Source organism: Gloeobacter kilaueensis JS1 (assembly GCF_000484535.1).
Taxonomy (GTDB): domain Bacteria; phylum Cyanobacteriota; class Cyanobacteriia; order Gloeobacterales; family Gloeobacteraceae; genus Gloeobacter; species Gloeobacter kilaueensis.
In genome coordinates this window covers 269,233-289,568 of record NC_022600.1, presented here as the reverse complement: position 1 = coordinate 289,568, position 20,336 = coordinate 269,233, and the positions used below count along the sequence as shown (strand labels likewise).

General features: G+C 62.5%; 22 protein-coding genes. 7 read left to right on the top strand and 15 right to left on the bottom strand.

Features of this window, described 5'->3' with window-relative positions:
* Nucleotides 1-13: 13 nt before the first annotated feature.
* From pstA to pstS, 3 genes are read right to left on the bottom strand one after another with little or no spacing between them, the layout of a single operon-like run.
* Nucleotides 14-898 (bottom strand): phosphate ABC transporter permease PstA, encoded by an 885-nt coding sequence (gene pstA, locus GKIL_RS01260; RefSeq protein WP_023171520.1) that lies wholly within the window; start codon nucleotides 896-898, stop codon nucleotides 14-16.
* Nucleotides 899-904: 6 nt separating this feature from the next.
* A complete protein-coding gene (pstC, locus tag GKIL_RS01255; RefSeq protein ID WP_023171519.1) occupies nucleotides 905-1,882 on the bottom strand; it encodes a phosphate ABC transporter permease subunit PstC in 978 nt (325 codons plus the stop codon).
* A 42-nt stretch (nucleotides 1,883-1,924) separates the two neighbouring features.
* Entirely contained in the window at nucleotides 1,925-2,968 is a 1,044-nt protein-coding gene (gene pstS / locus GKIL_RS01250; RefSeq protein WP_023171518.1) for a phosphate ABC transporter substrate-binding protein PstS, read from the bottom strand.
* A gap of 155 nt (nucleotides 2,969-3,123) precedes the next feature.
* On the opposite strand from pstS, the gene surE reads away from it, so the two are divergent.
* Entirely contained in the window at nucleotides 3,124-3,900 is a 777-nt protein-coding gene (gene surE / locus GKIL_RS01245; RefSeq protein WP_023171517.1) for a 5'/3'-nucleotidase SurE, read from the top strand.
* Here surE and glmU read toward each other — a convergent pair.
* Nucleotides 3,897-5,264, bottom strand: a complete 1,368-nt coding sequence (glmU, locus tag GKIL_RS01240; protein ID WP_023171516.1) for a bifunctional UDP-N-acetylglucosamine diphosphorylase/glucosamine-1-phosphate N-acetyltransferase GlmU — start codon at nucleotides 5,262-5,264, stop codon at nucleotides 3,897-3,899. The genes surE and glmU overlap by 4 nt on opposite strands.
* 91 nt (nucleotides 5,265-5,355) lie before the next feature.
* On the opposite strand from glmU, the gene purS reads away from it, so the two are divergent.
* Complete coding sequence (purS, locus tag GKIL_RS01235; RefSeq protein WP_023171515.1) at nucleotides 5,356-5,622, top strand: phosphoribosylformylglycinamidine synthase subunit PurS; 267 nt, start codon at nucleotides 5,356-5,358, stop codon at nucleotides 5,620-5,622.
* Here purS and GKIL_RS01230 read toward each other — a convergent pair.
* From GKIL_RS01230 to GKIL_RS01200, 7 genes are all read right to left on the bottom strand, one after another.
* Nucleotides 5,619-6,029 (bottom strand): hypothetical protein, encoded by a 411-nt coding sequence (locus GKIL_RS01230; protein ID WP_023171514.1) that lies wholly within the window; start codon nucleotides 6,027-6,029, stop codon nucleotides 5,619-5,621. The genes purS and GKIL_RS01230 overlap by 4 nt on opposite strands.
* On the bottom strand, nucleotides 6,008-6,388 hold the full coding sequence (locus GKIL_RS01225; protein WP_023171513.1) for a phage holin family protein: 381 nt from the start codon (nucleotides 6,386-6,388) through the stop codon (nucleotides 6,008-6,010). Before GKIL_RS01225 ends, GKIL_RS01230 begins: the two co-directional genes overlap by 22 nt.
* A gap of 9 nt (nucleotides 6,389-6,397) precedes the next feature.
* Nucleotides 6,398-6,754 carry an ElaB/YgaM/YqjD family protein gene (locus GKIL_RS01220; protein WP_023171512.1) on the bottom strand — a complete coding sequence of 119 codons (357 nt, stop codon included), beginning with the start codon at nucleotides 6,752-6,754 and terminating at the stop codon, nucleotides 6,398-6,400.
* Between the two features lie 76 nt (nucleotides 6,755-6,830).
* Nucleotides 6,831-7,472: a chromophore lyase CpcT/CpeT gene (locus tag GKIL_RS01215; RefSeq protein WP_023171511.1), complete on the bottom strand. Its 642-nt coding sequence runs from the start codon at nucleotides 7,470-7,472 to the stop codon at nucleotides 6,831-6,833.
* Nucleotides 7,473-7,539: 67 nt separating this feature from the next.
* Nucleotides 7,540-8,076 carry a hypothetical protein gene (locus GKIL_RS01210; RefSeq protein WP_041243642.1) on the bottom strand — a complete coding sequence of 179 codons (537 nt, stop codon included), beginning with the start codon at nucleotides 8,074-8,076 and terminating at the stop codon, nucleotides 7,540-7,542.
* A 166-nt stretch (nucleotides 8,077-8,242) separates the two neighbouring features.
* Nucleotides 8,243-10,069: a M91 family zinc metallopeptidase gene (locus tag GKIL_RS01205; protein ID WP_023171508.1), complete on the bottom strand. Its 1,827-nt coding sequence runs from the start codon at nucleotides 10,067-10,069 to the stop codon at nucleotides 8,243-8,245.
* A gap of 112 nt (nucleotides 10,070-10,181) precedes the next feature.
* A complete protein-coding gene (locus GKIL_RS01200; RefSeq protein WP_023171507.1) occupies nucleotides 10,182-11,687 on the bottom strand; it encodes a long-chain-fatty-acid--CoA ligase in 1,506 nt (501 codons plus the stop codon).
* Between the two features lie 149 nt (nucleotides 11,688-11,836).
* Between GKIL_RS01200 and rpsF the strand changes: the two genes are divergently transcribed.
* Both rpsF and GKIL_RS01190 read left to right on the top strand, forming a co-directional pair.
* Entirely contained in the window at nucleotides 11,837-12,127 is a 291-nt protein-coding gene (rpsF, locus tag GKIL_RS01195; RefSeq protein WP_023171506.1) for a 30S ribosomal protein S6, read from the top strand.
* A gap of 4 nt (nucleotides 12,128-12,131) precedes the next feature.
* A complete protein-coding gene (locus tag GKIL_RS01190; RefSeq protein ID WP_023171505.1) occupies nucleotides 12,132-12,569 on the top strand; it encodes a single-stranded DNA-binding protein in 438 nt (145 codons plus the stop codon).
* A gap of 65 nt (nucleotides 12,570-12,634) precedes the next feature.
* Here GKIL_RS01190 and GKIL_RS01185 read toward each other — a convergent pair whose 3' ends face one another.
* Nucleotides 12,635-12,970 carry a carboxypeptidase-like regulatory domain-containing protein gene (locus GKIL_RS01185; RefSeq protein ID WP_023171504.1) on the bottom strand — a complete coding sequence of 112 codons (336 nt, stop codon included), beginning with the start codon at nucleotides 12,968-12,970 and terminating at the stop codon, nucleotides 12,635-12,637.
* A complete protein-coding gene (locus tag GKIL_RS22060) occupies nucleotides 12,970-15,345 on the bottom strand; it encodes an alkaline phosphatase (protein ID WP_023171503.1) in 2,376 nt (791 codons plus the stop codon). The genes GKIL_RS01185 and GKIL_RS22060 overlap by 1 nt, the downstream gene beginning before the upstream one ends.
* 304 nt (nucleotides 15,346-15,649) lie before the next feature.
* Here GKIL_RS22060 and GKIL_RS01175 point away from each other — a divergent pair, with 304 nt between their 5' ends.
* Together GKIL_RS01175 and GKIL_RS01170 are read left to right on the top strand one after the other, a co-directional pair.
* Entirely contained in the window at nucleotides 15,650-16,420 is a 771-nt protein-coding gene (locus GKIL_RS01175) for a dienelactone hydrolase family protein (RefSeq protein WP_023171502.1), read from the top strand.
* A gap of 14 nt (nucleotides 16,421-16,434) precedes the next feature.
* The gene (locus GKIL_RS01170; protein ID WP_245595890.1) at nucleotides 16,435-17,709 is read left to right on the top strand and encodes an ABC transporter substrate-binding protein; all 1,275 of its coding nucleotides are present in this window, start codon (nucleotides 16,435-16,437) and stop codon (nucleotides 17,707-17,709) included.
* Here the strand turns inward: GKIL_RS01170 and GKIL_RS25135 are convergent.
* Nucleotides 17,706-18,134, bottom strand: coding sequence for a hypothetical protein (locus GKIL_RS25135; protein ID WP_023171500.1), 429 nt, complete (start codon nucleotides 18,132-18,134; stop codon nucleotides 17,706-17,708). The two genes, GKIL_RS01170 and GKIL_RS25135, sit on opposite strands and share 4 nt — an antisense overlap.
* Nucleotides 18,135-18,234: 100 nt before the next feature.
* Between GKIL_RS25135 and GKIL_RS01160 the strand changes: the two genes are divergently transcribed.
* A complete protein-coding gene (locus GKIL_RS01160) occupies nucleotides 18,235-19,824 on the top strand; it encodes an ABC transporter substrate-binding protein (RefSeq protein WP_023171499.1) in 1,590 nt (529 codons plus the stop codon).
* 6 nt (nucleotides 19,825-19,830) lie between these two features.
* Here GKIL_RS01160 and GKIL_RS01155 read toward each other — a convergent pair whose 3' ends face one another.
* A complete protein-coding gene (locus tag GKIL_RS01155) occupies nucleotides 19,831-20,223 on the bottom strand; it encodes a collagen-like domain-containing protein (RefSeq protein ID WP_023171498.1) in 393 nt (130 codons plus the stop codon).
* Nucleotides 20,224-20,336 lie beyond the last annotated feature (113 nt).

Genomic DNA, 20,336 nt, shown 5'->3' with positions numbered 1-20,336 from the left:
GTCCTTGGTGAACTTAAAAACGACGCCGGAAGACAAAGCGGGCGGTGATGCTGATGATGAGCACCAGGATGAGCAGCAACAGGGAAGCTCCCCACGCCTTTTGCTGCAGATCTCTGTAAGGGGTAGTTGCGTAGTTGAAGATAAGCACCGCCAGCGACGCTGTGGGCTGCCCAGGCTTTTCTACCCAGTACTGGCTAAAAAGAGCCGTAAATAGCAGCGGGGCCGTCTCACCGGCGGCCCGCGAGACCGAGAGCATCACACCGGTGACGATCCCCGGCAGAGCCGCCGGGACAATCACGCGAGCGATCGTATTGAAGCGGTTGGCTCCCAGCCCGAGCGAGCCCAGGCGCAACTCCCAGGGAACCAGCTTGAGCGCCTCCTCGGTGGTGCGCACGATGATCGGCAGCATCAAGATTGCCAGGGCAAAACCGCCGGCGTAGGCCGAGAAGGTCTTGGTGGACAGCACCACGACGCCGTAGGCGAAGACGCCGATGATGATCGACGGCACGCCTGCCAGAACGTTGACCCCGAAGCGAATCGCCTGGATGAGCCCTCCGGCGTCGCGGGCGTACTCCGAAAGATAAATGCCCGAGAGCACACCGAAGGGAACGCTTATTAAAGTGGCGATCCCGACCATGAGCAGCGTACCCTCGATCGCGTTGCCGAACCCGCCGCCGGGGCTGCCGGCGGGGGCCGGCAGTGCGGTGAAGATAGCCGGGCTCAGGGAAGAAAAGCCCTGGATGAGCACGTAGATGAGCACCGAAAAAAGCGGGACGATCGCAAGCAGCGTGAAGATCGCCGAGAGGACCGTCATGCCGCTATTAAAAAGCGAACGCCCAACCTCAAGCGGCTGGGTGAGATCGTCCGACGCGGGTCTGGAAGAAGCTGTAGCTGTCATGGAAATTTACTGGCGCTCCAGCGAAACTTTGCGCACGAACAGTTCGGCGAAGATGTTGACCAGCAGCGTCACGATAAAAAGCAGCAGCCCGGCAAAAAACAGCGAACCAATGTGTACAGGCGTGTTGGCCTCGGCAAATTCGTTGGCGAGCAGGGCTGAGATCGTGTAGGCAGGAGCAAAGATCGACCAGTCGATCTGCGGCGTGTTGCCAATCACCATCGTCACCGCCATCGTCTCGCCCAGGGCCCGGCCCAGACCCAGCACGCAGGCACCGACAACCCCCGAGGAGGCCGCCGGCAACATGACTCTGAAGATCGTCTCCCAGCGGGTCGCCCCGAGGGCAAGCGAGGCGTTGCGCAGGCTGCGGGGGATCGCCTTGAGGACGTCGCGGCTGATCGAAGCGATCGTAGGCAAGATCATAATCGCCAGAAGCACCCCGGCGGTGAGCAGGCCAGGGCCGTAGGGCGTGCCGAAGATCGACTTGTCACCGACTTTGATCCAGCCAAAGTACTGGTTGAGAAACGTCTCGACCACCCGAATCACAGGCACCATGACAAAGATGCCCCAGAGGCCATAGACGACGCTCGGGATCGCCGCAAGCAGCTCGACCATGAAGGCGATCGGGGTGAGCAGCCCCTCCGGTAGAAAGTCTTCGGTCAAAAAAATAGCGATCCCAAGACCGACGGGCACCGCCAGAAGCATGGCGACGAGGGAGCTGGCGATCGTGCCGAAGACGAAGCTCAGGCCACCAAATTCTTCTGAAACCGGATCCCAGGTCGTGTTGACCAGAAATTGGAGGCCAAATTTAGAGATGGCGGGCATCGCGTTGATGGCGATCACCACCGTCATCCAGATAAGAGTGCCCACCACCGCCAGAGCCGCTACCTGAAAAAGCCCACGGGCAAGGGTATCGGCCTGGAACGTTCCACCGCCGGATTTGAGATCCTGGGCGAGGGGGATTTGACTGGTCGGTTGTGTCTGCATAAACTCCCTGACTGGATGACGGTAGCGATCGTAACCGATTGGTTACTTGATCTGGTCGGCGGCCTTCTTCACCCGCTCCGCGAGGGCGGGAGGAAGCGGCGTGTACTTGAGGGGCTCGACGTACTGCTGGCCCTCGGTAAGTGCCCAGTCGACGAACTTGCCAATCTCGGCAGCCTTCGACTTGTCGGCATTGTCCTTATAGACCAATAGCCAGGTGAGACCAACGATCGGATAGGAAGCGGGACCGTCGGGATCTTCGATAAAGACGCGGAAGTTTTCGGGGTACTTGGTACCATCGAGGGCCGCCTTGGTAGCGGGCACCGAGGGCAGGACGAACTTGCCCTCGCGGTTTTCGACAGCGGCGACCGGCAGGTTGTTCTCGGTGGCGTAGGCGTACTCGACGTAACCGATCGCACCGGGCGTCTGCTGCACCTGGGCGGAGATACCCTGGTTGCCCTTGGCACCGATGCCGGTGGGCCAGTTGACCGAGGTGCCCTTGCCCACTTTGTCGCCCCAATCGGAGCCTTTAATCGCCGAGAGGTGGTTGGTGAAGATAAACGTTGTGCCGGAACCGTCGGAGCGCCGCACCACGGCCACCGGCAGATCCGGCAGCTTGACATCGCGGTTGACCGAGGCGATCGCCGGATCGTTCCACTTGGTGATCTTACCCAGGAAGATGTTGACCAGGGCCAGGCGGGTGAGTTTGAGACCAGATTTGACACCCGGCAGGTTGTAGGTGACGGCGACGGCCCCGGCGGTGAGCGGCAGCATCAGCACTTTTTGGGCACCGCCCGCCTTTTGCAGTTGCTCGTCGTTCATCGCCGCGTCGGAAGCGCCAAAATCGACGGTCTTGTTGGTGAACTGGTTGATCCCACCGCCGCTACCGATGCCCTGGTAGCTGATCTTGACGTCCGGATTTTTTTTGTTGTACTCAAAGAACCACTTTTCGTAGAGGGGCTGCGGGAAGGTGGCACCGGCCCCACTGAGAGTGAGGGCAAGCGCCATCTGCGTCATCAAAGGTGAGGCGAGTGCCGCCGCTGCAATCACCGCGCCGAAAGCCCTGCGGGTCCATTTGTGGGTCTGCATGGATTCGTTAACCTTTTATCTGGGGAATGTCTGTTGCCAGCACAGTCGTAAACACTGAGCGCCACCAGGGTAACGGTATTTGATTAAGAACAGGTTAAGGCGTTTTAGTAGACGGGCTTCCAGCGGCGCAATGAGCGAGATGAAATAATGGACCCATGCGAATCCTTGTCAGCAACGACGACGGTATTCTCGCCCAGGGCATCCGCATCCTGGCCAATACCCTTTTTGAGGCGGGACATGCAGTGACGGTGGTCTGTCCGGACCGCGAGCGCTCCGCCACCGGTCACGCCCTCACCATGCACAAACCGCTGCGCGCTGAGCCCTTCGGCGATCTTTTTGCGCCCGGTCTGGCCGCCTGGGCCGTAAACGGAACGCCTTCGGACTCAGTAAAGCTCGGGCTCGACGCTCTCCTTGGCGAGAAGCCCGATCTGGTGATCTCAGGGATCAACCGGGGGCCCAATCTTGGCTCAGACGTGCTCTATTCGGGCACCGTTTCGGCGGCGATGGAAGGGGCGATCGAAGGTTTGCCGAGCATCGCTGTCTCGCTGGCAGGGCGCAGCCACCTCGATTTTCTGCCCGCCGCCCGCTTTGTCTGCCGCCTGGTGCGCGCCCTTTCGCTGCGGCCTCTCGCCGAGACATTTTTATTGAACGTGAACGTGCCGGCGCTGCCGGAGAGCGAGATTTTAGGGAGCCGGGTCTGCAGGCTCGGGATGCGCCGCTACCGCGATCAGTTCATCGAGCGCACCGATCCGCGCGGAGCTACCTACTACTGGCTGGCCGGCGAGGTGATCGAGTCGGCGGAGGCAGCGGACAGCGACGTGGTAGCGGTGCGCGAGGGCTACATCGCGATCACCCCCCTCAAGTACGATCTGACCTACGAGCCCGGTCTTGGTCAACTTGAAAGCTGGGATCTGGCGAAGCTGCTCGATTAGGTGTCGCGTTGCCATCTGGGCTGCCAGTCGGGCTTGACCTGCTGGCGAGGGCGGGCGATCACCATTCCGGCGGCCACATCTTCGGTGACCGTAGAACCAGCGGCGACGTAGACGCCGGGACCGAGCTTGAGGGGAGCAACCAGCACCGAGTTGGCTCCGGTACCCACGCCGTCCGCGATCTCGGTGCGGTGCTTGTCGCGCCCGTCGTAGTTGGCAATAACCGTCCCGCCCCCAAAATTCACCCGTTCACCCACGCTGGCATCGCCCAGGTAGCTCAGGTGAGCGGCGTTGGTGTGGGCACCGACGGTAGTATTTTTGATCTCGACGAAGTTGCCGATCCGGCAGTGCGCGCCTACTTCGCTGGCGGCGCGCAGGTGGGCGTAAGGCCCGACGCTCGTGCCCGGCCCCACCTGTGAGCCGCGCACGATCGAATAGAAGATTTCTGCGCCGGCTTCGATGACGGCATCCTCCAGCAGACTGCCGGGGCCAATCCGGCAACCGGCGGCGACGCGGGTTCTACCTCTTAGATGGGACTGCGGCTCGATCACTGCGTCCGGGGCCACTTCGACGGTCTCGTCGATGGTCACACTCGCCGGATCGACGATCGTCACTCCGGCACGCATCAGCCGCGCCAGGGTGCGCTCGTTGAGAATGCGGCCCGCTTCAGCGAGCTGAACGCGGTCGTTGATCCCAAAGACTTCCTGAGCGTCGCCAACCTCAAAAGCCCGCACCTGGGCGAGCAGAGCAAGCGTGTCAGGCAGATACAATTCCGCCTGGTCGTTCTCGGGGCGCAGGTCGGGCAGCACCGCCGCCAGGTGGGGCCAGCTGTAGCAGTAGATGCCGGCGTTGATGAGCGGATTGCGGCGCTCGAAGTCGCTGCAGTCGCGGTGCTCGACCACCCGCTGCACGCAGCCGTCGTCGCCCAAGAACACGCGGCCATAGCCTGTCGGATCTGCCAGCCGGGCTGTGAGGATCGTCGCCTCAGCACCACTGGCGCGCTGGACCTCGACCAGGGCCCGCAGCGTCTCGGGGCGCAGCAGGGGCGCATCGCCGTTGAGGATTAGCACCTGACCGCCGAAGCCTGCTAGATACGGCAGCACCTGCTGCACGGCATGGCCCGTTCCCCGCTGCTCAGCCTGCTCGACAAAGTGAACCTGAGACTGCGATCCCAGGTGCGCTTCGATCTGTTCGCCGCCATAGCCGACGACGACGTAGCAGCGCTCGATCGCCAGCGCTTCTAAGTTGGCCAGCACCCGCTCGAGGATCGTTCGGCCTGAAAGGGTATGGAGCACCTTCGGCAGGGACGAGCGCATTCGCGTGCCCCTGCCCGCCGCCAGAACAATTGCCGCCAGATCTGCTACCATCGCTACTTCCTCCCGCTGCTCAAAGCAGTATATCTGCGCAGTATCAAGTTGCGATAAGATCGGCCTGGCAGCCAGGCAAGGCAGGTGGGATATGTACTACAAAGCAACGATTCGAGTGACGCTGCGGCCCTCCGTTCTCGATCCTGCTGGCGTCGCTGTGCGTTCGGGGCTGCAGCAGCTGGGATACACCGGCGTTTCCAACGTTCGTATAGGCAAATACATCGAACTGGAGCTGGAGGCCACCGACGATGCCGAGGCGCGGCGGCAGATCGATCGCCTCTGCGACCAGATGCTCGCCAACCCGGTAATCGAAGTCTACAAGTTCGAGATCGCCGCCCTCGAAGCAGCGGCCCGCTAATTCTTTTCGCGGTTCGATTCGCCCAGCAGGCGCTCGGAGACGACTTTGATCCCTTCGCGCAGGGCGATCGTGGCCACCGTCGAGACGACGGTGGCAAGCAGCGAATTTTTGCTTGCCTCCCGGACGATCGCCGCTTCGCCAGTTCGATTTTTGTTGCGGCGATCGGGCAGGCCCATGGCGACGAGAGCCCCGGCTGCTGCTGCCAGACCCACCGCCGTGAGGGGGTAGCGGCCCACCCAGGTGCGCCAGTTGAGGTCTTCTTTGACCCGCTTCTCGATCTGGGTGGCAGTCTGGGCGATGCGCTCGCGGGTGCGCTGCAGATCCGCTTCACTCAGGGGCAGCTCGTCTGCCGGCGTTGCCGCGAGTTTGCCGTTGGTCACGACGCTTATTTCCTGCGTGTCAGCCATGTAATCGTCTCCTGGGCTTCTTCGAGGGCTCTGCCTGCGGTGTTGCGCCTGAGGTTGCGCAGCGAGCCACTGGCAATTACAGCACCGCTCAGCAAAAATAGCGAAGCGACGGCGATCGCTGCTGCCCACACCGGCAGCACCAGCTGTAGACAGACGAGCAGAGCGACGCCGACGAAGGCCAGCCCGAGCACCAGCAGCAGGAGCCCGAGCACTGCCCCACCGGCCCAGAAAGCGAGCCTCTGGCCATCGGCGGTCAACTCCTGGCGCGCCAGCTGGATATGTTGGGCAACCAGCCGCTCGAACTGGCCCACCAGTTCGGCGATCAGTTCTTTGAGGCTCGGCTCGGCGGGTCTTTGCACGGCTGCCTCCTAGCGCCTGAGCAGCCGGGCGACGACGAAGCCCACGCCAAAGGCAACGCCCAGGCTGGCCATCGGGTGGCGGCGTACCAGGGTGCGGGTCTCATCCAGCAGGCTCTCCGTCTGGGTGCCCTCAAGAAGGCGCGCTCCAGACCGAAGCTGGGAAGCCACTTTTTGCGAATATTCGCTGGCGCGGCTGCCCTGGGAGCCGATGCGCTCGAACTGCTCAGCCGTCTGCTCAAGTTTGCGGGCCGCCTCGTGGATTGCCTGGTCGATGCGCTGCTGGACCGACGCTTTTTGCTCCTCCGAGCCTGGGGCAGGACTGCCGTTGGCGCTGTCCTGTGGGAGGCTGTTGTGCTCGGAAACCATAGGCCGTGTCCTCAAAGACAGGTCGTTTCAGTATCCAGTATAGAGAGCGGCTTGCGCTGCGTTCTTTCTGATTGGTTCAGGGAGTGAGCCTCCGGAACTGGTAGGGCTGTTCTTTTGCCCCCCAGACTTGATGGCCCTGGGCATCGAAACCGCGATCCTGGGTATCCATGCCGTCTTTGTAGAGCACGATCTCGTTGGTGATCCGCTCGGCTCCCCGCACTCTGGTCGGACAACCGTCGCCGGGGGTTTTGCCTCGATAGTTCTCTCCTTCTGGCTGGATAAGCACCACACAGGTAGGGGCAGTATCGAGGGCGGCCTGGGGCACGAGCCGCTCGGCAGGAGGTTTGTTGCAAAAACCGCTGAAAGCCTTTTGATCGACCAGTTTGAAGCCCGCCGATTCGACCGCCTGGCCATCCGGGCTGGGGGCGATGCGCAGCAGGCGCTGCCGATAGGGATCCCCCAGTTCCTTCGACATCGCCTGCTCCTGGTAGAGATAGATCGCCGACGGAGCAGCGCCACTCAGGCTCACCCCACAGGTCGTCATCCGCACGTCTGGCCGCTTGGGATCGGCGAGCGACTGCTGCGTCGTCGCCATGATCCCCGTCAGCCGCTCCGCCACCTCTTTGACCTGCCCAGCGACCGGCACTGGTGCGGCAGAGACTGCACCGCCTGCGAGCAAACCGGCCAGCACCGGCACCAACGCTCTTGCAACCTGCATGGACCCGCTCCCAAACGCTTTTTCTTGCCAGAGGATAACATCTCGAAAGCAAGCGCTTCTGTCGGCGTTAATCGATGGCCACCGTGTTGCTGCAGACGCGGTGCTGTTTTTGGGCGAGGGTAGGGCTGATGGGGGCGATCTTCAGCTCACCGGCGACCAGTTGCTGGGCAAGGCCCGTTCCAAGCGCAGCGAGGGGAACCGTTCCCAGACACAGCTGCAGGCGGGTGGGAGCAGGCGAAATCGCTCTGGCCACCTCGCCCAGCCGGGGAGCGCGGCGCGCCAGCGGCAGGGCGAGGCGCAACTCGACATCGTGGCTTTTTGCGGCTGGAACCAGCAGGTAGCTGTGCAGGGGCCGAATCGAGAGGGGCGGTTGCGGTTCTTCGAGGGCACGCTGGCTCACCGTCACCAGTCCCTTTGCTTGTGGCTCGACGTAGACCGGTTGCAGGTCCGTCTCAGGGGTCAGCCCTGCCTCGGCGACGAAGTTGACGAGCACGACCGGCTGCTCGTCGCCGTTGGTAAAGTGGTAGCCCAGCACCACCTGATTGCCCTCCTTGCGGACACTCAGCTGTAGATCCAGCTTCGGAGCAAGGGCTTGTTCGTTCATCTGAAAACTCCTGAATGGCTTGGAATGACTCATCGCCGGGCTGCAGCAAAGGGTGAGCAGGGCGGCGATGCTGCTGAAGCAGAACGATCGCATCGAAGGTTTCTCCTGAAACAGACAGCAGGCGGCCAGCTTCCTCCGCTCAGTCCTGACCGCCTGCTATTGGCAACTAGCGGCTAGGACCGGGGCCGTTCGCCTCGAAGCTGCCGCTGTAGCTGGGCCGCAGGCTGCGGCCCAATTCCTGACTGTAACCGCGCTCGGTGGCGTAGTCCGGGTTGCCGTTCTGGGGCGGCGTGGAGGGGTTGAGGTCGTTGTCGAAGGCCGGTCCGGTGTGAGGTAAACCCACTGCCTGGCGTTCGGAGTTGGGCACCGGTTGCGCCTCGTCGCTGCCCGTGTAAGTGCCGCGCTGGAGCATTCCCCGCAGCATGTCCCAGCCGTGGGACATCTCGTGGTGCAGCACCTCGTTGGGGGTTTCTTCTTTGCCGGAGAGGATCGGGGCGAAGCTGGGGTTGTAGCCAATTGTCACATCCTGGCCGGTGCCAAGTTCGCCGTTCGGCCCGAGGATGGGCTGCGGCGCACTGGGGTTGAGGCGGTTGGCCCAGTCGGCGTAGCCGTTGTCGTTGTCGATGCGGCGGAAGGTGACGTCGTGGCCGCTCGCATCGTAGTCGCGCAGCATCTGCTGGCCCATGGGCGAGGAGCGGTGCTGGTCGATGTCATCTTCGACGCGGTCACGAAATTCGTCGTACTCTTCGTCGGTAAGTGGGCGGTCGGTAACGGCGTCACCATCGACATCGACGTTGCGATCGAAGTTGAGCCGGGTGCCGAGATCGCCGCCAAATTCGATGCGCTGAATATCGTTGGTACCGGCACCGCCATCTACTTCGTCGTCCGCTCCGGCGTAGATCCGATCGTCGCCCGCCGAACCGAAGGCGCGGTCGTTGCCCTCGCCGGTGTAGATCACGTCGTTGCCTTCGGCTCCCCAGAGTTCATCGTTGCCGCGACCGCCGGAGACCGTGTCGTTGCCCTCGTTGCCGGTAACAAAATCGTCGCCTTTGCCCCCTTCGAGGTAGTCGTCCCCTTCGTTGCCGTTGAGGTTGTCGTTGCCCCGGCCACCGTAGATGATGTCGTTGCCCTCGTTGCCATAGATGTTGTCATCCCCGGCGTTGCCTTCGATGTAGTCGCGCCCGGCTCCACCGGCGATCGTGTCGTTGCCGTCGCCGCCTTTTATGACATCGTCGCCTGCACCGCCGGTGAGCACGTCGTTGCCGCCATCGCCGAAAAGGCCGATGTTGTTGCGCACGTTGGCATCGACTTGGAGGTTGTCGTCGCCGTCGCCGCCGTGGATCGACAGACGGTTGGCCGCGTCGCCCAGGTAGTCGCGGCTGCGCCCTTCGCCGTCGGTAACAGTTACGCCGTCTACCATGCTGATCTGACCGAGGTCGATCTCGCTGCCGAAGAGGTTGATCGAGCCCAGGTCGATCGTGCTCGTGTGCTGGCTGACGCGCAGGTTGTCGTCGCCGTCGGTGCCGGTGATCGTGATATTGCCGTCCGCGTCGCGGGTCTCGCTGAAGCCCGGTGCTCGCTCTGACCCATTCTCTTCCTCGGCTGGGCTCAAGTTAAAGGGCTGGTCTTCGGGGTGCTCAGCGCTACCGAAACCTTCGTCGGTCTGCGGATCGAAGGTATTCAATAACGAAGAGCCATTGTCGTCTTGATCGCTATCGAAGGTGGTCAAAAGCCCGTAGCTGTCGTCCGGATTGTCGCTGTCCTGCTCACCGTCCGGCAAAAAGGTGAGCGGACTATCGAAGAACTCTCCTTCAGAACCGGAATCGTATTCTTCTGTGCCCTGTTGGTCGGCCAGAGCGTACTCTGATTCAGATGCTTCCAACGGCTCCTCGTCGCCGCTGGCATCGGCGACTTGCTCGCCATCCCCGTCGTAGGACTCCTCTTCTTCGCCGGGTGCGTAGTCATCGGAAAAATACTCTTGCTCTTCGCCCATCGCTGTCTCCTGGTGACTCCCACACGCCGCCAGCAGCGACGCGCACGACTGATTGGCCAGATTCTAGGTAAAGAAATCGGAGTTTATTAATAGACAGTGTGGAGCGGTAGGATCAGGTAGCCGGGTGGCCCTTGAAGCCTTCTTTGAGGACGCGCTTGAGAATTTTGCCGGTGGTCGAGCGCGGCAACTCAGCGAGCACCGTTACCCGCCGGGGGCACTTGTAATCGGCGAGCCGTTCGCGGCAGTAGCGGATGATCTCCTGGGCATCGGGAAAGTCTTGATCGCCGACGGCTTCGACAAAGGCGTGGACCACCTCGCCGCGCAACTCGTCGAACTCGCCCACGACGGCGGCCATCCGCACCTGGGGATGGGCCTGCAGTACTTCTTCTACTTCGCGGGCATAGACGTTGAGCCCGGCGACGATAATCAGGTCCTTGAGGCGATCGACGATGTAGAAGTACCCGTCGCTGTCGCGGTAGCCCAGATCCCCCGTGCGCAACCAGTCCTCGAAGAAAACGCCGGCAGTCTCCTCGGGCAGGTTGAGATAGCCCTTGAAGACGTTCGGACCGCGCACGAGGATTTCACCCACCTCGCCGTCGGGCAAAAACGCTCCTGTCTCCGGGTCGCGGATCGCCATCTGCTGACCTGCCAGAGGCAGGCCGATCGAGCCGGTCTTGCGCACGCCCCGCAGAGGGTTGACGGCGGTGACCGGCGAGCACTCGGTCGGCCCGTCCCCTTCGAGGATGACCGTCTGGAATTTGGCTTCAAAGGCGGTCAGCAGCGATACCGGCAGCGGCGCGCCGCCGCTGATGCAAAAGCGCAGCGCCTGCAGTGAGCTGCCCTCTGCGCCTAAAAGGGCGGCAAACAGGGCGGGCACACCCAAAAACACGCTGCAATCGAATTGCTTGAGGTGCTGCAGCGCCAGGAGCGGCGCAAAGCGCGGCTCTAAGAACACGCTGCCGCCGTTGCGGGTACAGACGAGTAGACCGATGGTCATTCCGTAGGCGTGAAATAGCGGCAATACCAGGTACAGCCGGTCCGCCGGGGAAATTTCGAGGGTAAGGGCACACGCCTCGGAGTCGTAATCGAGGTTGCGGCTGGTGAGCATTGCGCCTTTGGGCCTGCCGGTAGTGCCGCTGGTATAAAGAACCGCCACCACGTCCTCGGGCTGGATGGCGGCGGGCTCTGCCAGAGGCGGCGCAGCAAAAAGATGGATAAACGGTGTACCGCTCTCACCGCCGACGCTCACCACCTGCACGCCCAACTCGGCCACCAGTTCGCCTAAAGCAGGCAGCAGTTGTTCAAGGACGATGAGCACCCGCGCTCCGCTATCGACGAGCAGGTGGCGGACCTCCTGGGGCTTAAAAAGCGGGTTGACCGGCACCAGTTGTGCCCCCAGCCGCCAGATCGCAAAGGCAGCGATCGGGAAGGGCAGCACATTCGGCAGCATCACCGCCACACGATCGCCGGACATCACTCCCAAACCGGCCAGACCACCCGCCACAGCGGCGCTTGCGCGCGCCAGTTCGATAAAGCTGAGGGACTTTTCAGCGCTTAAAAATGCCGGTGCATCGGGGCGAAGCTGGACCTGGCGATCGAGGATAAGCGATAAATTCATGGAGGCCGATCAAAAAATGTTCTCACTCACGGTACCAGCTTTTAAGCAGGCTGCTCTCGCGGCACAGACCGCTTTTTGTTACCGTGATGAAAGTGTTCCTTGCTCCCCAGAAGGTGGGGAGCCACTATTGACCGTAAGGAGCGATCAAAATGTCCAGACGCTACGAGACCATGTACATCCTCCGCCCCGATCTGCCGGAGGAGACGATCGACCAGACAATTGCGCGCTACCAGACGATCCTGAACGATCAGGGCGTCACCGAGATCGAGACGCAGCACCGGGGCAAGCGCCGGCTGGCCTACGAACTCAAAAAGTGCAAAGAGGGCATCTATATTCAGATGAACTACACTGCCCCAGCGGCGGCAGTAGAAGAACTGAAAAAGTCCTTTCGCATCAGCGAAGAAGTGATCCAGTTTCTCACTGTTCGAGAAGAGGAGTAATCAGATGAACGCCATTGCTTTGATGGGAACCCTCCAGTCTGAGCCGGAACTGCGCTTCACCCAGGACGGGCTTGCCTGCCTGTCTGTCATCGTCAGTTTCAGCGCGGGCCGTCCCGAGGAAGCGGACTACCAGATTCGGGCTATTGCCTTCGGCAATCTGGCGGAGGAAGTGAGCAAAAATTTCCATCACGGCGATGGTGTGATTATCGAGGGCCGGCTGCAGGCGGAGACGCGCAACAAGCCCGACGGCACCAAAGAAAAAGTGACCGAACTGGTCGCCCGCCGAATCTACGCGGGTGCAACCGGCGCGAGCGTAGGTTCTGCCAGCCCCGCTCCAGTTGCTGTTACCAACGGCACTCCTGCTGCGGCGCGCCCCGCCTCCCGTCCTGCCCAGCGACCGCCGGTGGTGGCGGAGCCCGACAACGACGACATCCCGTTTTAGCTACCTCGACCAACAAAAAGCGGCGGGGCCGGTAGTACTGGCCCCGCCGCGTCCGCTTGCATCGCTCAGTATTCGTCCTCGCTGCCGGGGGTACCGATCTTGCTGAGATCAAGGTGGGCGATTGTCGTACCCCGATGGACGATCACCCGACCGGTGATCTCGGGCCGGCCTGCGATCACAAGCCGGACAAGGTAAGCGCCCGGTTTGACATCCCGAAACCAGTACTGCCCCTGGCCGTCGGTGGTGGTCTGCTGGGGCGGATTGCTCAGCAAGATCACCTTTGCGCCGGTGAAGACACTGCCCTGGAGCGTCTCGAAGACCCGTCCGTAGACCGTCTCAGCCTGGGCAGGCAGGGCCAGCAACAGCCCCAGGCCCGCCAGCACCAGTCCGTGCGCCCGCACTACTTTTTCTCCCAGCGGCTGAAGAGCTGCTCCGGACTCACCGCCGGTGCATTCTTGGGGCTGGCGTCGCGCAGCAGGGCACGACGGCTGCCGAAGTTGGTCGTACCGATGGAGAGGGCCTGGGCGATGCGCACGAGCACGTCGGTGTTCTCGTAGGTGCCGCCGAACAGGAAGGCGTTCGGACCGCTGGCGCTCAGCACCACATCTTCGCCGGAGTGGGGAGCGACGCCGATGTTGCCCTCGTTCTTGCTGATGGGCGAGACGTTCGTCGTCGGCATGTTGCCGGTGAGCAGCAGGCCGTTCGGATCGCGGCTGGGGTTGGGGACCGCCGCAGTGGTTCCGCCCGGACTGAGGGGAATCGGGTTGGTAAGAAAGTCCTGGGTGTAGGTCGGGCGACCGCCGTCGTCGAGCACCAGCTTCACCGTCGGATCCGGATCGTCCGGGAAGCCGTCGGTGTTGGCATCGACGTAGGTGGGGAAGGTGCCGTCGTTAAAAGTCCCGATCGCATCCTGCAGGGCGCAGGCTTTGGTGGTGGTGCCGGAGCCGTTCACCGTGAGCGTCAGGGCACCGCTGGTGCTGTCGCTGCTGAGGGTGTTGCTGAAGCAGCCACCGGGGGTAATCGGGTCCGTCCCGCTCGGATTGCCGAAATAACCGGGCAGGCCGTCTAGGGCGCTGGGTACGGTGATGCCGATAATCGTCTCAGGCTGGGCGTGGTCGGCGCTCACGAGCGTCAGGGTCTGGTTGTCGCTTGCCTGGCCGTCGAGGACGAAACCGAGGGTGTTGTCGAGTTCGAGCGCCTCGTAGACAACCCGCTCGTATTCGAGGGGGTGGGCGAGTTTGTCGGTCTGCGACTGCTCGACGAGGAGCACCCAACCGTTCGGGTTTTTGGCGTTGAGCACGTCGATCGCCTTGGCGACCAGTTCGGGCTTGGATGGAATGTTGGCGAAGCAGGTCTGGACCGTCGCTCCACAACCGGTACCGACGGGTGGGGCCACACTGAGTCCAGTGGACGGATCGCTTGCCGTGCGACCGCCGATCGTCGCCTGACCGCGCGCCACCAGCCGATCGAGCACGCCGGGGATACTGTCGAGGCCCAGCGCGTTACCTGGACGAACATCGCCGACGAAGATGCCCAGAATGGACTTGTTGTTTGGGGCAGCGGCCAGCTCATTTTTGTCTTTGACGACGGAGTAGCCGAGGCTTGTAGCAACGCTAAACAGGTTGAGACCGTCGGCGCGCCCCTTGCCGGCAGCGTACTGATAGAAGCTGCTCAAGGTCGGATCGTTTACCGGCAGCCAGTCCACCGCGCCACCCCCGAGGATGACATCGAGGGGCTGGGTGAGGGTGCTCAAGCCAACATAGCCCGTCGCAGGCTGGGCCGGAGTACCGCTCGGGGCACTATCGACGTAGTAATCGAGGAACTGCTGGGCAATCGCCGTGCGGGCCGAGCGGGCCCGACTGTGGCCTGCTTCGGCGGCTGGGGTGGCATCGGTGATAAAAGCGTCGGAGACGACGCCGGTCGCCCAACCGTAGTTGCGCTTCATGTATTCCCAGAGCGTCTCGATGCGCGGGTTGTCGAGGTTATTTTCAGGGGTGTTGTCTACCGAGACGTTGAGCGCATTGTTGGACTGCTTCATGCCGCTCACGTAGCTGGTCATCCCCGGCGCAGAGTCGGTGATCACGCTGTCAAACGAAGCGGTGGAAACCAGGCCGTAGGTGTCCATCGTGTCCATGTTCAGCCGTCCCTTTGCCCGGCCCTCGAAGATGCCCTTGCCCTGAATCCGGGCGGCGGAGCGAATCGGCAGGCCCATCGCATCGCCCAGGAAGAAGACGACGTGCTTGATCCCTGGCTTGAGAGAAAACGGACTGACGGTGTACTGGTTGGAGATCGTGTAATCGACGCCGTCCACGGTCACAACAGCCTTGACGACGTAAGTTCCCGCTATCGGCAAAGCGAGGTTGCGCACCGAGGCTCCATAAAGACCAGCCACCGAGGGGGTACCGCTCTCAAGGCCCAGGCCCTGGGCTGTGATTCGCCGATTAAAGGCACCACTCGCCTCGATGCCGTTGATCGTCAGGCTCTTGAGGACAGGGGCCGCACCGTTGGTGGAAGGCACCTGGGTCTCGACGCGCAGATCGAAGCGCTGGCCCTTGATGAGCGTCGTGTTGGTGGGCGGGAAGATGCGCAGGCCCACCGTCGGACTGGCGTTGGTCGGATTGTCCGAAAATGGCGGGGTGCCGAGCACCGGGGCGACATTATTCTTTTGGGTGTCGTCGTCGGTACCGGCAAGAACCGGTCCGGCTGCAAGTGTGGCTGCCAGACTGACAGTCGCTGCCAGGAACCCCAGGCTCCACAGCTGCTTGAGACGTTTCATCGTGCTTCTCCCTAAGTTGGCAAATGTACTGTCAAGAACAACTCACTACCTGCCTCGTCGCGGCCAGGTGTAGCTGCCTGTTTATTCTGAGAAACCCGTGGCCCAGGGTCGATCCCGGCCCGCGTTCCGGTCTTTGCAGATCGCTTCGCTTCAACCCCAGCTGATTGTAAAGGGGGCAGGTTAATCGAAGGTTAATAACCCGCGCTTTTAAGCACGAATAAAACGATAACGATTATCACTATTACGAGATTTTTGATTGGCGGCCTGGCCGATAATAGAGGCGGCAGTGAGGGCAGCAAGAGAGATGGAGCGGCGAAATTTTCTCAGACATCTGATCGCAACTGGTAGCTTCTGGACGGTTCTTGAGCGCGGGCTGACAGCGACACCGGCACCGCAGGCGAGTTTGATTCGCTTTGCCGGTGAGGGCAGGGCGATCGAAGCTTACCGGGCACTGCCTGTGGGGCATCCGCGCGCGGGGGTGCTGGTGGTGGCAGAAGAATCGGGGCTGAGCAGTTTTGTCGAGCTGACAGTGGCCCAACTGGCAACAGCCGGTTATGCGGCCCTCGCCCCCGATCCGTATGCGCGGCTGGGAGGAACGGCGGCTGTCGGAGCGGACCCGACAGCGGCGAGTGCAAAGATCAACGATACCCAGCTTCTGCGCGATCTGGATCTGGGCTACGCCTACCTTGAGAAGCTGGTCGGACCCCAATCCAAGCTCGGCATTCTGGGATTCGGTTGGGGAGCGGGCAAGGCCCTCACCTACGCCAGCGAGAACCCCGACATCGCCGCCGTCGCCGTCTTTTATGGAGCCAACCTCGACCCGCTAGACCGGGTGCTCAACCTGGACGCACCGGTACTCGGCAACTACGCCGGTCAGGAGGTGGCGGCGATAGCAAAAGTGTCCGAACTGGAGGCGGCCCTCAAAAAAGCGGGCAAGTCCTACGACTTTAAGGTCTATCCGGACGTGAAGGCAGGCTTTGTCAACCCGGCGCGGACGGACCGCTACAATCTGACCGCCGCCCAGGATGCCTGGGAGCGGACGCTGCAGTTTTTTAAGCGCGAGTTAAACGGGTGAGACGGCAGCGGGGAGTGTTCCTGCTCACAGCCCTGGGGCTGCTGCTGGCCGGTTGTCAAAAAGCGCCGCCTGCAGATGGCCCGATCGAGCTGGTGTTCTGGCACGGGGCCAATCCCCAGGCCAACCGGATCGTGCTCGAAGGACTCGTCGAGCGCTTCAACCGGCGGCACCCGGATATCCATGTGCGGGCAGTCGATGCCGGTCAGCCCGATCAGCAGATACCGAAGATCCTGGCGGCGGTGATCGGCGGCTCGCCGCCGGACCTGCTCTGGTACAACGCTACCCTCACCGGCCAGCTGGTCAAAGCCGACGCGATCGTGCCCCTCGACGCCTACCTGGCCCGCGAACCGGTTCTGGGCCAGGTCTTTCCAAACTTGCTTCCGGCCACCCGCTACCGGGGCCAGACCTGGTCCTTGCCCTTCGACACCAACAACCTCGCGGTTTTTTATAACAAACGGCTCTTCGCTGCTGCCGGGATCAAAACTTTTCCGCGCACCTGGGAAGCTTTTTTTGATCTGGCCCGCAAACTCACCGTCGATCAAAATGGCGACGGTCGCCCGGAGCGCTACGGTTTTCGGCTGCCCCTGGGTAAGGGCGAGTGGACGGTCTTTAACTGGCTCGCCTGGTACTGGGGAGCGGGGGGCGAGCTGCTCAAGCAGGGAAAGCCCCAGATCGCCTCAGGGGCCGGTGTGGCCGCCCTTACCTACTGGCAGCGCTTTTTAGACCCGAGCCGGCCCGCCGCCAGCCTCTCGCAGCCGGAGCAAGGGTATCTATTCGACGATTTTTTTGCCGGGCGGGTGGCGATGCAGGTGAGCGGTCCCTGGACCCTCAGGGAGCTGGCGCAAAACCAGATGTCGTACGGCATCTTTCCCCTGCCCCAGGGGGCGGTGGCCGCTACTTCGATCGGCGGCGAGCAGTTGTTTTTGATGCGCACCAGTGCCCGGCGCGAGCAGGCGAGCTGGCAGTTTGCAAAGTACATTCTCAGCACCGAATTTCAAAGCGCCTGGGCCACCGGCACAGGTTATCTGCCGGTAACGATCGAGGCAGCCCGTTCCCCGTCCTACCGGGCATTCTTGAAGCGCAATCCCCAGTTGCAGGTGTTTTTAGACCAGTTGCCCCACGGGCACAACCGCCCCCTCGACCCGACCTACCCCCAGATTTCCGATGCGCTCGGTCAGGCGGTCGAGCAGGCACTGCAGCACGTGCGCACCCCTGCCCAGGCGCTCGAAGCTGCCCAGCGGGAGGCGGAGCTCATCGTGCGTACCCAACCGGGCGATACGGGCTTTTAAACTTCGCGCTCTGCCTGGGCAAGCCAGCCGCCCAGAAGGGCAATCGGTACGACCGAGAGCAAGCCGAGCAGCACCGGCCAGGAGAGTACGAAGGTACCGGGGGTGCCGATGGTGAGAGCCACTGAGACCGCCAGCGAAATCAGCCCGGTGAAAAGGGCGTGCTGGAGCGGCTGGTAGCGGGCAGTGCGGGCGGCAGTGTAGCCCCCGAACCCGGTGAAGAACAGGCCGCTTACCAGATTGATCAAATAAAAAGCAAAGCTGGCCTCGACGCTGATGCCGCCGGCAGTGGCGAGCAGGCCCGCAAGCAAACTGGTGACGATCTGGGCATGAATGGTACCGCCGATATCGACCAGCGATCCGGTCAGCACCGCCCTGGCCTGCAGGGAGTGGGGAGCAAGAACAGTACTTCTGCGGGGCTCAAGCATTGCAAATATCCGGGATTACCTGCCATTGTAGGTCCGCGAGGCGATACCCGGCGGAGCGCTGATCGCTTCGACGTTTTGAAGTGTGATAAGTTTCCTCGTTATGCGACCGTTTCTCGCCCTCGCTGCCGCTCTGCTGTTGGCGGGCTGCAGCTCTGCTATCCCCCTTTCGACCCGACCGGTAAGCGGAGGGATTCTCGCTTTGACGCTCACCGGCGATCCGGCGACCTTCAATCCGGCCCTCGCCCGCACCGGCAGCGCTCTTGAGGTGAGCGGTCTGCTGTTTGCCGGGTTGCTCATGGTGGACGCGCAGGGCCAGTTCCAGCCGGACCTGGCAACCGGTTTTCAGACACTCGAAGGGGGACGCCGTTATCGGGTGAACCTGCGACCGGGCCTGGTCTGGTCGGACGGCGCAGCGCTCACTTCTGCCGATGTCGTCTTTAGCTACAGCCGCGTCTACCGGGACCGCCGCGCCCAGAGAAGTCTGGATCTTCAATTCAAGATGAGCGCCATCGATGATGAGAGCGTCGAATTTGTTCTGCCCCGTGCAGATTCAGATTTTGCCGCCTACCTGACGCTGCCGGTGCTGCCTGCGCACGCCTTTAAGGATAGAACCGACCCGCTGGCCGCCTGGGGGCTCGACACCGATCCCACCAGCCTGCCTGTAAGTGGCCCGTTTCAGATAAGCCGTTATACGCCCGGCCAGAACCTGCAGCTCACCGCCAACCCCCGCTACTGGCGGCAGCCCGGAGGGCCTTACCTGGCAGCAATTACCTGTGCAATCGTGCCGGACCGGGCTGCGGCCCTGACGCGCTTTCGCTCAGGCACCAGCGACGCCTACCGACTGGTGAGCGAAGATTACGCCTCTTTGAGCGCGGCCCAGGGCAAAGGACGCTTTGTGCTGGTCAATGGCGGCACCGAACCGCCCGTCTACCTGGCCTTCAACCTCAACCCACCGGCTACCGCAGGCGACGGGGTTGCCGGCACCGCCCTTCGGCGCGCTCTGGCGCTTGCCATCGATCGCAGGCAACTGGTGCAGGACGCGCTTTTTGCCACCGGCGAACCGGGCCAGGGAAAGTTCGATCCCAAGCAGGCAAAAGCGCAACTCGTAGCCGCCGGTTTCAAGCCGGGCCAGGGTCAGCCACCTGCCTTTGAACTTGTCGTCAACGGCGACGATCCTCTCCAGTTGCGGCTGGCAAATAGCGTGGGCGAGCAACTCAAAGCTGTCGGGCTGAGCGCTACGATTCGGCCTCTCCCGAAGCTGGCACTGCGCAACCGGATCTTAAAAACCCGACAGTGGCAGGCCGCCGTCGTCGATCTCAAGACGCTCGGAGCGGATCCCCGCGTCGGGGATCGCTTCTGGCGCAGCGACTCGCCCTGGCATTTTTTTAACCTGCCAGCTTCGGATCGCAAGGACTGGCGGGCGAGCGATTGGGAACGCCAGATCGACGCCACCTTCGATGCGCCCGATCCCCAGGCGGGCCGGATGCGCCGCGAGCAACTCCTTGTAGCCCAGCAACCGCTCATCGAACTGGTCCGCCCTCTGGCGATCGCTGCCATCCGCACCGACGTGCGCGAGGGCCGCTTCAGCGCCGTCGAAAGTGCCTACACTGGCCGCATCCTCGCCAATATCTGGCAGGTGCAGAAGGCACCACCTGCCGATGCAGGCAGTGCCTCGACGCCAGGCAATTAGCAGAAGTTAGCGCGGGATCCGGCGCTCCCGGCCCCGTGCTCCTTCGACTACCGTGCCGCGCGGGCCGGAGTAGACCTGGGTACCCGCCGGGCCGTTGTAGTACTTGCGGCCCTCCTCGCCGACCCGCACCTGGCCGCCATTCGGGCCAGTGTAGCCCCTGGCCCCTTCAGGGCCGACGTAGCCCTGTCCACCTCTGGGGCCGGAATAAATCGTTCCTCCGTTCGGGCCGGTGTAAGCCTTGCCGCCATTCGGGCCTTCGATCACCTTGCCGCCGTTCGGACCCTCGGTTACCTGGGTGCCGTTGGGCGTCGTCGTTGTCTCCGTCTGGGCTGACACCAGCGCTGCTGCCCCGAAGGTGCAGACCGTCACCAGCACAGCGGTGGCAATTTGGCGAATCATACGATCGTCTCCTGCTATTTTTTGCGGCTCGATGTCAGGCAGCCCACGCAATGGGCAACCTTTCATCTCAGTTCACGTTACGTTTAGGTGCAGCCCCGGAGCAGGGGGTTCAG